Consider the following 12,172-nt stretch of genomic DNA (forward strand, 5'->3'; position numbering starts at 1 on the left):
TTTTCGGGTAAATATCCTCGATATATTATAGCTACTAGGTTTTCTTTGGGTAGGCTAGCTTTACATACTAATCATAGCTACTGATTTACCTTTCACTCAAACCTAGCTCTTTAGTTGCTTAGTATATAGTTAGTCAAATAGTGTAAGTAATTATAAACATGGTAACTTTTATACAAATTATGATTGATTAGGTAGTATAAATACTGAAAAAATTAGTAGGGACTTATATAACGTGAATACATAATCATAGAACGCCTTATACTGTAGCTGCCCATAAATTACGTTATGTTAAATTGGTTGGGTTTTAATAAAGCGAGCGTGATTATACAAACCAGCTCGCTTTTAGGAGAGTAATTTGGTGGTTAATTAAGCTCTGAATCAACCCAAAACTTAGTTCCCTTTAATACAGCTTGTAGTGCAAGGCCATTTTCGGTTACAGAATATACAGTAACTTGATCTGCAATCGCTTCGGCAACTAGTGCACCGCCTTTATCTTCATATTTTGCTGCTGCATCAGCGTTTCCGCCAAATGCCCAACCATGTTCAATAAATCTATTTAGTGCAGCTTGGTTATGAAAAACCATTACAACGTTAAAATCTTTAACGCCTAAACCAAGTCCTAAACCGGCTTCGCCCATATTCATGTAAGTCGATTTACCTGTGAGATTATTTCTAACAACACCGTAACCACCGCCAAAGCTAGCAAGCACTACATTTACATTTGCGTTATCGAATACAGCATAACCAGCAGAGTTAGCAATTTGTTTTTTAACATCAGGTTTTTCAGCGTATAATTTATCTAATGTGTTTGCTTTCATACTTTGTACAAGTGAACGTTTTTCGCTTGGCGATGCACTACCTGTAGTAGCACACCCAGTTAACGCAACAGTTAAAGCAAGTACACTTAGTATAATTAGTTTTTTCATAATGTTTTCCTTAATAAGATATAGCAACCAACAACCATAGAATAATCACGATATTAAAATAATTAGAACTTTACTATGTCCAATACTAGACAGTATCGGACTTTAACGTTATTCTGTAAGTCTATTATTTAATTGAATATTTATACATTATGCTTGTTGCTTTGGTTGATACGTTAAAACAATTAAGATATCAAATTGCCCATCTAGATGACGGTACTTTAAATTCAGAATACCCAGAACTTGCATCCTTTATACAGGAAATTGGCTTGACTGTAACTGAATCAAAAGCCGATCTGACATTCTTGTATCAGTTTTTATATGTTTATGGCCGAAAGTCAGAAGCGACTTATAGTCGTTTTCGAAATGAGCTTGAACGCTTTTATTTATGGTCATGGTTAATAGCAGAAAAATCAGTATTCGATTTAAAACGTGAAGATATTGAAGCTTACGTTGATTTTATGGTCGAACCCGATAAAGCATGGGCTGCAACTTCAGTGCAATGGCGTTATAAAGATGAACAAGGAATTCGTCGATTAAACCAAAACTGGCGCCCTTTTATGCTTAAAGAATCCATTGCTAGTCAGCAAACTTTATCGTCTATGTTTACAGCATTAAATGTGTTTTATAAGTTTGCCTTACTAGAAGAAAAAACATTTGCTAACTTTGTCCCTGTTGTTAAAAAAAATAGTCCGTACTTAGTTATTCAATCACAAATTCAAATTCCAGACACATTAAGCGATATTCAATGGGAATACGTTTTTGGTGTAACGCGTGATTTATGCGAACATAACCCTGATTTAGAGCGAAACTTATTTACGCTTGCATGTTTAAAAGGTCTTTATCTACGAATCTCAGAATTATCTGAGCGCCCACAATGGTCGCCGGTGATGTCCCATTTTTGGCAAGATAATGATGGTTTTTGGTTTTTACGTATTATGGGCAAAGGTAATAAATTACGAGATGTAACCTTAAGCGATGATTTTGTTGAATATTTAAAACGTTATAGACTATACAGAGGTTTACCTGCCCTTCCCCGTGTTGATGAATCAGATCCCTTGGTTCATAAAATTCGCGGGCAAGGTGGTATGACCGTAAGGCAAATTAGGCGTTTAGTTCAACAAAGTTTTGATTATGCACAGCAATCATTACTTGATGATGGTTTTAAAGATGATGCTGAACAACTTGGCGCTGCAACTGCACATTGGCTTCGTCATACTGGTGCCACACATGATGCGCAAACCAGACCGCTTAAACATTTATCAGAAGATTTAGGTCATTCTAAAATTGCGACTACCGATCAAATTTATATTCAAACAAATATTAAAGAGCGAGCAAAGTCAGGACTTAAAAGGAAAATTTAATGGAGTATTTAGTAATAGCATTTATAGGCGGATTATTTTTAATTTATTCTTTAACACTTCGCCAGTTAGAAAAAACAGAAGTAACAGGCCCAATGTTTTTTGTTGTTGGCGGAATATGTTTAGCTTTAGTGCTACCCAACGAAGGGCATAAAATAAAAGAAGGCGTTGATCTTTTATTACCATCTATAGAGCTTACGCTAAGTATTTTTTTATTTTCTGATGCAGCTAAATCAAAGTTGAGTGTATTAAGGCATAGTTTTCAGTATCCTAGTTTACTGTTGTTTGTTGCCCTACCCTTAACTTTGTTACTTGGTATTGCTGTTGCTTTATTTTTCTTTGCTGAGCTTTCACTTATTCAAGCAGCGTTGCTCGCTATTATTTTAACACCTACCGATGCGGCATTAAGTAAAGGGTTACTAGCAAGTACACAAGTGCCTGAAAAAATACGCGAAGGAATAAATACTGAAAGTGGTTTGAACGATGGATTATGCGTACCCATATTTTTAATATTTATATTACTCGCTAAAAATCCTGATTCAGCTATTACCGCAACACAAACATTAAGTGTGTTTGGACGAGAGCTTGGCTTGGCTTTATTAATAGCTATTACAAGTATTGCTGTTTTTATACCGAGTTTAAACTTTGCAATGAAACGTCATTACTTTGCACAAAATACCAGTCCGTTTTTATTACTCGGTTTTGCTATGGCTGTGTTTTCTGTCACTCAGTATTTTCATGGCAGTGGATTTATTGCGGTGTTTATTGCAGGCTTATTATTTGATAAATTTTCGACCGAAGAAGTTAGAACAGAATTAATTGAAGACTCAGAGCATATCGCAGATTTCACATCGTTAATGATTTGGTGCTTGTTCGGGTTTGTTTGTGCTTACTTAGTTATTCCTAAATTAAATACTGAAATTATAATTTACGCTTTGTTAAGTACAACATTGATTAGAATAATTCCAGTTATGCTGTCTCTGCAGTTTACGGCACTGAGTATCAAAGAGCGTTTTACATTTGCGTGGTTTGGACCAAGAGGGTTAGCATCAATTGTTTTTACATTGATGGTGATAGATACGCAAATAGAAAACAAATATCAAATAGCGACAATAGCAATGACGACTATTTTGTTTAGTGTATTTATACATGGTATTAGCACTAGACCTATTGCCGATAGTTTTGTTAAAAAATAATTATTTAAACTAGATAAATTAAGAATACGTATTAAAAAAGGCGTAACGGTTATTTTCATCACTGATGAAGTTAATCGTTGCGCCTTTTTGTATTTTATAAATAATTTACTAAATAGTTATTTAGATAAAACTATTTAAGTACTCTTATATAAGTGTTCTTATTTAAGCACTCTTATTTTATAAAGTTATTTAAGAACCTGTGCTAGTAATTCAATTGGGTGTTTTGGTTTAAATTGTTCAAAACGTTTAACTTGGCTACGACAAGAAAATCCCGTAGATAAAAGTTGCTCAGGTTTATTTTTATCTACAATTGGTTTCCAGCTCATTTCGTAAAGCGCACGTGAGTTATCTTGATTTTGTGCTTCGTGGCCATAAGTTCCCGCCATTCCACAACAACCTGTATTTGTTGTTTTTAATGTTAAACCAATATCATTGAAAATTGTTTGCCATACATTTGCTGCTTTTGGCAGCGCAGTTGTTTCAGTACAATGACTCAGTAATGTAAATTCGGTATCTGTATTTTGTTTTGCGCTTAGTGATTTAAACGATTGTGTTTCGAGCCATTCATGGGCAAGTTGCACATTAAATTCACCACGGTTATTTTCTAAAATTGTATTATATTCATCGCGGTAACACATAACGAGTGACGCGTCTAAACCGACTAACGGTGCATTAATATCATTTAATTTATTTAAAAACTCGGCTGCATTTTTAGCTGTAACTTTAAATTCATGTAAAAAACCTTTTACGTGTTGCGGTTTACCATTTGGTTTAAAAGGTAATAGCATTGGTTTTTTGCCAAGTTGGGTTATTAAAGTAATAAAACTTTCTACTAATTCCGCTTCGTAAAAGCTCGTAAATGGGTCTTGTACTATTAATACATATTCACTTTGTTGCTCTGCATTTAATTTATTTAGTAAATCAAAATCGAATTTTTGTGTTTTAGTAACACGCTTTGAAAGTGCAGGAATACTTAACTGTGGTGTATCAACATAGCCAACCGTTTTTTTAATAACATTACTAACTAATGATGTTTTAACAATTGGATTTATGACTTTAGCGAACTTTGCCATTAATGGCGCGCTGTTTTCTATGTTACCAACAAGGTAATCTTTTAGCGGGCGTGCATAATAACTATGATAATAATTTAAAAAGCGCGAACGAAAAGTGGGCACATCTACTTTAATTGGACATGCTGTTGTACATGCCTTACATGCTAAACATTCATCCATTGACGCTTTTACTTCGTGAGAAAAGTCGTAAATACCTTTTCGTTTTTCGCGGCTATGAACAAAACGTTCCCACCAGGTAATGACTTCACCTTTGTTAAGTTGCTTTTCTACTTCGAGCAAATCTACATTTTTTGACTCTTGTAGACGAAGCCATTCGCGCATTAAACTTGCGCGTCCTTTTGGTGAATTACGGCGATCGCCAGTTACTTTATACGATGGACACATAGGTGAATTTTCATCGTAATTAAAGCATATGCCATTACCATTACAGGTCATTGCATTGTTAAAACTGGTTTTAACTTCTATTGATATTTGCTTATCGAAGTGCGATCTCTTTTGTCCATCTACACTAACTAGTGAGTCTTCACTATCGATAGGAGTACATATTTTACCGGGGTTAATGCGATTGTTAGGATCGAAAGCTGTTTTTATTTTTCGAAGTTGCGTATATAAATGCTCACCAAAAAACTCAGGGCTATATTCACTACGGTAACCTTTACCGTGCTCGCCCCACATTAAACCGCCGTACTTAGCGGTTAGTTTTACGACCTGATCTGAAATAGTTCTAAGTAGTTTTTCTTGTTCTGGGTCACACATATCAAGTGCTGGGCGTACGTGTAAAACGCCCGCATCAACATGGCCAAACATACCATACTGTAAATTATGACTGTCGAGTAATGCTCTAAATTCGACAATATAATCTGCTAAATTTTCAGGCGGTACAGCGGTGTCTTCTGCAAAGGCGAGCGGTTTTTGGCTGCCTTTTACATTACCTAATAAACCCACTGACTTTTTACGCATTGCGTAAATTTTTAGTATATCGCTTTTATCACTGGTTAACTGATAACCAATAACGCCATTAGTTTGATTTTTTACGCATTCATCTAGAAGCTTACAAAGCGTGTCTACTTTGTCTTTTATATCATCGTTTGATACTGCATTAAACTCGACCATGTTAAGGCCTTGCATATCTTTATTTGGTACGTCAGTTATTAAGTCCGATACTAAATTCCAAATGATATCTTCACGCGCTAAGTTTAAAACTTTGCTATCAACGGTTTCTACCGATGTTGCACGTGCATCGACTAAAAATGGTGAATGACGAAGTGCTGAGTCAAAACTATCATACTTAATATTAATAAGCGTTTTGAATTCGGCAATAGGCGTTAGGTTTAATTTTGCTTCAGTTACTATACCTAATGAGCCTTCTGAACCCGTTATTAGTCGGCTCATGTCAAAGGTAAGTAAGTCATCACTTAGTACATGCTCTAGGTCGTAGCCGGTTAAAAAACGATTTAACCGTGGAAACTTAGCTAAAATAGCAGCGCGTTCATTAACTGATATATCTAAAACTGTTTTATATAAACTACCAATTAGTGAGTCTTGATTCGCTATAATTTGTGCTTTGTCGATGTCTATTGGGGAGGTGCACATAGGTGTGCCATCAACTAAATAAGTTGTTAGCCCTAAAACATGATCGCTCGTTTTACCGTAAACTAACGAGCCTTGCCCCGATGCGTCAGTACTTATCATGCCACCAATAGTTGCCCTGTTACTGGTAGATAAATCGGGTGAGAAGAAAAAGCCATAAGGTTTTAAAAAGTCATTAAGTTGATCTTTTATTACGCCGGTTTGAACGCGTACCCAGCCTTCTTCTACATTTATTTCGAGGATTTCGCGCATATAGCGAGACAAATCTACAACAATACCAGGTGTTAACGATTGTCCGTTAGTGCCTGTTCCACCGCCACGAGGACCAAAAGTTAATGATAAAAACGGGTCGCGAGATGCTGTTTGCAATGCGAGCTGAATATCTTTTTCACTTTTTGGAAAAATAACACCTTGCGGTATTTGCTGATACACACTGTTATCGGTTGAAGCGGTAATACGCGTTGCATAACTTGCGTCGGTATCTCCGGTAAAACCTTGGTTTGCAATGGTATTTAGGTAGTTTGCGACAAGTTCTGTCGCGGCATCTTGCTGTGTAATTGTTGCTATCATGACGGCGATATTTTAGGGCATTTGACTAATTATATCATGGTGATGGCGAATAGAAATTGAAGATTTTACAGTTTGTAACACTCTTTTAGTCGATTTTAATGCAGCTTAAATTATACTCAAGTTAACAAGTAATGAGGTGTGTTATATGAAAAAATTACTATTACAGATCAGTGGCGTGTTATTTATTTTGCTAGGATTATTTTTTGCGGTTGTAGCTAGGGCGTGTTGACCTTTGGTTGTTGAATTTGCAGCAGTATGTTTGTTTTTTAGGCAAGGCAGAGCCTATGTAGTGTGGTTGCTCCCCATAAATAGGCGATAACGCAGCATAAATACCAAACATGCGCTGCCCAATGGGTTCTTTCTAGGGACGATTAACTCTTTGTTGCTCGGTTTTTACTTAGCTCACTAGGTTACAAACCTCGCGCCGCGATTAAATCGCCCCTAGATTGAACAAATTTCAATCCACAAAGATCAACACGCCCTTAGCCTTCACTTATATTTTTTATGGCGGGTTTATTGTGTTTTTCGTTTTACTATCCTAAAGCACGACATTACTTATCATTTTGTCAAAAGGCGTTAACTAAATCATGTGCTTATTTAGATAAAAAATTAGCCCGTTAATTTACTTTTAATTGAGTATAAAAAAATGCCAGCAATTTATTGCTGGCATTTTTTATAGCTTACCTATTTATTACTTTGCTAATTTTTTAGCTAGGTATAACCATGTTTCTATTACTGTATCTGGGTTTAATGAAACAGAGTCAATACCCTGCTCTACTAACCATGCTGCAAAGTCTTCGTGATCTGAAGGACCTTGACCACAAATACCTACGTACTTTCCTTTTGCTTTAGCTGTTTTAATTGCCATAGAAAGTAGCTTTTTAATTGCAGGGTCACGCTCATCAAATAAATGTGCGATTAAACCAGAATCACGATCAAGACCAAGCGTTAACTGTGTTAAATCGTTAGAGCCGATAGAAAAACCATCAAACATTTCTAAAAATTCATCTGCAAGTAATGCATTTGAAGGTAGCTCACACATCATGATTACTTTAAGACCATTTTCGCCACGTTTAAGGCCATGCTCTTCTAGTAGTTCAATTACGCGTTTGCCTTCTTCAAGGGTACGTACGAATGGGATCATGATTTCAATATTCGCCATATCCATGTCGTTTCTTACACGTTTTATTGCTTCACACTCTAGTGCAAAACAATCGCGGAAGTCTTCAGAGATATAACGTGCGGCACCACGAAAACCAATCATTGGGTTTTCTTCTTCTGGCTCGTATTGCTGGCCACCAACTAGGTTTGCGTATTCGTTTGATTTAAAATCAGACATACGAACAATTACACGCTCTGGTGCAAATGCACACCCTAGAGTAGAAATACCTTCAACCAGTTTTGTTATGTAAAATTCTACTGGTGATTCGTAACCGGCAATCATGTCAGTAATTTCTGCTTTTAATGCATCTGTTTGAGCATCAAAATTTAATAACGCTTTAGGATGAACGCCAATCATACGGTTGATAATAAATTCAACTCGCGCAAGGCCAACACCTGCATGCGGTAAGCGTGCAAAGTCAAATGCACGATCGGGGTTACCCACGTTCATCATAACTTTCATTGGAAGTTCTGGCATTTTATCAACGCGTGACGTTAGTATTTCAAAATCTAAAATACCTTCGTAAATAAAGCCGGTATCGCCTTCGGCGCACGATACTGTTACTTCTTGGCCCGCTTTAATTAAATCAGTTGCGTTACCACACCCTACAACTGCTGGAATACCAAGTTCGCGTGCAATGATTGCCGCGTGACACGTACGTCCACCACGATTTGTAACAATCGCGGCTGCACGTTTCATGATTGGTTCCCAATCAGGGTCGGTCATATCGGTAACTAAAATATCGCCTACTTGTACTTGATCCATTTCTTTGATTGAATCAAGAACACGAACAACACCACTACCAATTTTATGACCAATTGCACGGCCTTCAACAACAACGTTGCTTGTACCATTTAATTGAAAGCGTTCCATTACGTTAGAGTCTTCGTTTGAGCGTACAGTTTCTGGACGTGCTTGAACTATATATAGTTTGCCGTCGTTACCGTCTTTTGCCCATTCGATATCCATAGGACGACCGTAATGTTTTTCGATGATTACAGCTTGCTTGGCAAGTTCTTGCACTTCTTCATCTGTAATCGAAAATTTATTTGAAAGCTCAGGGGCAACATCAACGATGTCTACTTGCTTACCGTGTGCTTTATCTTCTGAGTAAATCATTTGAATGGCTTTAGAGCCAATATTACGACGTACTACTGAAGGTTTATTTTTAAGGAGTGTTGGTTTATGAACATAAAACTCATCAGGGTTAACTGCGCCCTGTACAACCATTTCACCTAAGCCGTAGCTTGATGTAATAAATACAACGTCTTCAAAACCAGACTCTGTATCAATGCTAAACATTACGCCAGATGCTGACTTATCTGAACGTACCATGCGCTGAATACCCGCTGATAGGGCCACACCACGGTGATCGTAACCTTGGTGAACTCGATATGAGATTGCACGGTCGTTAAATAATGAAGCAAATACGTGTTTAATAGCGACCATGACTGAATCGATACCAACAACGTTAAGGAAAGTTTCTTGCTGGCCTGCGAATGATGCATCTGGCATATCTTCAGCGGTAGCTGATGAACGTACTGCGAATGATACATCTGCTGCAGTATCGCCATGAAGTTGGCTATATGCGTCGCGAATGGCTTGATCTAGGTTTGGTTGGAATGGTGTGTCGATTATCCATTGGCGGATGTCGGCACCGACTTTAGCGAGTGTATTTACATCATCAACATCGAGTGTATCTAGAATGTTGTGAATTTTTGCTGTGAGTCCTGATTGATCTAAAAACTCATTAAAAGCATCTGCGGTAGTTGCGAAACCACCCGGTACTTGTACACCAGCGTTTGCTAGGTTTGAAATCATTTCGCCAAGTGAAGCGTTTTTACCGCCAACTCGAGGAACATCTTGCATACCAAGCTCTTGATACCAGAGAACGTATTCTTGCACGGATCTTTCTCCAAAAAAAACAAATTGTAGGTCTAACTGTGAGAGTTAAGAAAGAAAACCTTTTATAAAGGTCATCATCATTCTACACTGGCAATAGTCCTCACGTAAACCGTGAGAAACCCATTTTAGGGATTTAAACGCAATAAAAAGGTTAATTATGAGAACTGCTTTTTATATATCAGATGGAACCGCTATTACTTCAGAGGTATTTGGGCATGCGACTTTGTCGTTGTTTCCTATCGATTTTAATCATAAAACAATTCCATTTGTAGAAACTGAAGAGAAAGCGCACGAAATTAAAGCATTAATTAATGCAACCGCTGCAAAAACAGGCGAAAAGCCATTTGTTTTTTTTACTTTTGTTAACCACAATTTAAGTGAAATTATAAAATCGGCTGATGCAGTCACGTATGACTTTTTAACTACATATAGCGAAAAAATAGAAAAAGAACTCAATGTAGCCCCAGTTCCTAAAATGCATCGTACGCATTCTATCCACGAAAAAAGTTATGATTTTAGAATTGATGCGGTTAACTATGCACTTATGAATGATGATGGCGGAAATATTAAAAACTTTTCTGAAGCAGACATCATTTTAATTGGTGTTAGCAGAAGTGGTAAAACACCCACAAGCTTATACTTAGCACTGCAGTACGGCATCAAAGCGGCTAACTACCCTATTACAGAAGAAGATTTAGATAATGAAGGTTTGCCTAAATGTTTAGTCCCTTACAAACATAAGTTATTTGGACTGACGATTGACCCTGAGAGACTTGCGGCTATTAGGCATCGACGTATGGCGAACTCTAAGTATGCTTCAATTAAACAGTGTCGTATTGAGGTTCGCGAAGTGGAAATGTTGTATAAGCGTCATAAAATTGCTTACTTTAATTCTACGCATCATTCTGTTGAAGAAATATCTGCAAAAATATTGATAGAAACAGACTTGGAGCGACGTAAGTACTAACTTACTAATAAAATTAAAAACAAAAAAACCGCAACTAAGCGGTTTTTTTAGTATCAATAAATATTATTTACGTGCGTCTTTTAGTAAATCAGCTACTAAAAAGCCTAACTCTAATACTTGGTCGGCATTAAGGCGTGGATCACACTGCGTTTTGTAACGCTGTGCTAGGTCATCGTCAGATAAACCGTAAGCACCGCCAGTACACTCTGTAACGTGCTGGCCTGTCATTTCTAGGTGAACACCACCTGCGTATGAACCTTCAGCTTTGTGTACAGCGAAGAATTGACTAATCTCGCGCATAATATTGTCGAAGTTACGTGTTTTGTAACCTGATGTCGCTTTTTCAGTGTTACCGTGCATTGGATCTGAGCTCCAAATTACTTTACGGCCTTCTTGTTGAACTCTTCTTACTAGTGCTGGAAGTTTTTCAGGAAGTATATCTGCACCCATACGCGTAATTAGCGTTAAACGACCAGGAATGTTATCTGGGTTTAATGCATCAATTAAACGAATTAGGTCATCTGGGTCCATACCTGGGCCAACTTTAACACCAATTGGGTTTTTAATGCCTTTAAAAAATTCAATATGTGCATGGTCTAGTTGACGAGTACGTTCACCAATCCAAACAAAGTGAGCAGAACAATCGTACCAATCACCAGATAAGTGGTCGCGACGAGTAAGCGCCTCTTCGTAACCAAGTAGTAACGCTTCGTGAGAAGTGTATAAATCGGTTTCTTTTAAGCTTGGCGCAATTGTAGAGTTAATTCCGCACACTTCCATAAACTCTAGTGCGTCTTGAATTTTATCAGCAAGTTGTTGGTATTTTTCTTTAAGTGGATTTGCAGCAACAAAGCCCATGTTCCAACGATTTACCTGGTGAAGATCGGCAAGGCCACCTTGTGCAAAAGCACGTAATAAGTTTAACGTAGCGGCACTATGATGGTATGCAGTCATTAAGCGTTGTGGATCGGGTATACGTGCTTCTTCTGTAAACTCGATATTATTAATAATGTCGCCACGGTAAGATGGTAAAGACACGCCATTAATTGTTTCTAAGTCTGCTGAACGAGGTTTAGCGTATTGACCAGCCATGCGCGCTATTTTAACTACAGGGCATTTACCGCCGTAAGTTAATACAACAGCCATCTGTAAGATTGTTTTGAATGTATCGCGAATGTTAGCGGCATTAAAATCGCTAAATGATTCTGCACAGTCACCACCTTGAAGTAAAAAAGCTCGACCTTCGCACACATCTTCAAGCTGTTTGAATAGGCTTCTTGTTTCTTCAGCAAAAACTAAAGGCGGTGCCGTTTTTAATTGGCTTTCTACTGATTTAAGTATTTCTTGATCCGGGTACTGTGGCTGCTGCAGTATTGGCAGCTCTCTCCAGCTATTTGGGTTCCACGATTGCATAATTTTTCCTCA

General features: G+C 37.4%; 7 protein-coding genes. 3 read left to right on the forward strand and 4 right to left on the reverse strand.

Annotation, left to right across the window (positions count from 1 at the left end):
* Positions 1-362: 362 nt before the first annotated feature.
* Entirely contained in the window at positions 363-926 is a 564-nt protein-coding gene (locus tag I6F54_RS01615) for a YSC84-related protein (RefSeq protein WP_007583197.1), read from the reverse strand.
* A 149-nt stretch (positions 927-1,075) separates the two neighbouring features.
* On the opposite strand from I6F54_RS01615, the gene I6F54_RS01620 reads away from it, so the two are divergent.
* On the forward strand, positions 1,076-2,287 hold the full coding sequence (locus I6F54_RS01620) for a tyrosine-type recombinase/integrase (protein WP_197139429.1): 1,212 nt from the start codon (positions 1,076-1,078) through the stop codon (positions 2,285-2,287).
* Entirely contained in the window at positions 2,287-3,480 is a 1,194-nt protein-coding gene (locus I6F54_RS01625; RefSeq protein ID WP_197139430.1) for a cation:proton antiporter, read from the forward strand. The genes I6F54_RS01620 and I6F54_RS01625 overlap by 1 nt, the downstream gene beginning before the upstream one ends.
* Before the next feature lie 185 nt (positions 3,481-3,665).
* On the opposite strand, the gene ydiJ is transcribed toward I6F54_RS01625, so the two are convergent.
* Together ydiJ and ppsA are read right to left on the reverse strand one after the other, a co-directional pair.
* Positions 3,666-6,713: a D-2-hydroxyglutarate dehydrogenase YdiJ gene (ydiJ, locus tag I6F54_RS01630; RefSeq protein ID WP_165727948.1), complete on the reverse strand. Its 3,048-nt coding sequence runs from the start codon at positions 6,711-6,713 to the stop codon at positions 3,666-3,668.
* A gap of 691 nt (positions 6,714-7,404) precedes the next feature.
* On the reverse strand, positions 7,405-9,780 hold the full coding sequence (gene ppsA / locus I6F54_RS01635) for a phosphoenolpyruvate synthase (RefSeq protein ID WP_165727947.1): 2,376 nt from the start codon (positions 9,778-9,780) through the stop codon (positions 7,405-7,407).
* Positions 9,781-9,937: 157 nt separating this feature from the next.
* Between ppsA and ppsR the strand changes: the two genes are divergently transcribed.
* Positions 9,938-10,747, forward strand: a complete 810-nt coding sequence (gene ppsR, locus I6F54_RS01640) for a posphoenolpyruvate synthetase regulatory kinase/phosphorylase PpsR (protein ID WP_007583184.1) — start codon at positions 9,938-9,940, stop codon at positions 10,745-10,747.
* Positions 10,748-10,810: 63 nt separating this feature from the next.
* Here ppsR and I6F54_RS01645 read toward each other — a convergent pair whose 3' ends face one another.
* Positions 10,811-12,160, reverse strand: coding sequence for a class II 3-deoxy-7-phosphoheptulonate synthase (locus I6F54_RS01645; RefSeq protein ID WP_008167282.1), 1,350 nt, complete (start codon positions 12,158-12,160; stop codon positions 10,811-10,813).
* Between the last annotated feature and the right edge of the window lie 12 nt (positions 12,161-12,172).

The organism is Pseudoalteromonas sp. SWXJZ10B (genome assembly GCF_015864475.1).
Lineage (GTDB): Bacteria > Pseudomonadota > Gammaproteobacteria > Enterobacterales > Alteromonadaceae > Pseudoalteromonas > Pseudoalteromonas arctica.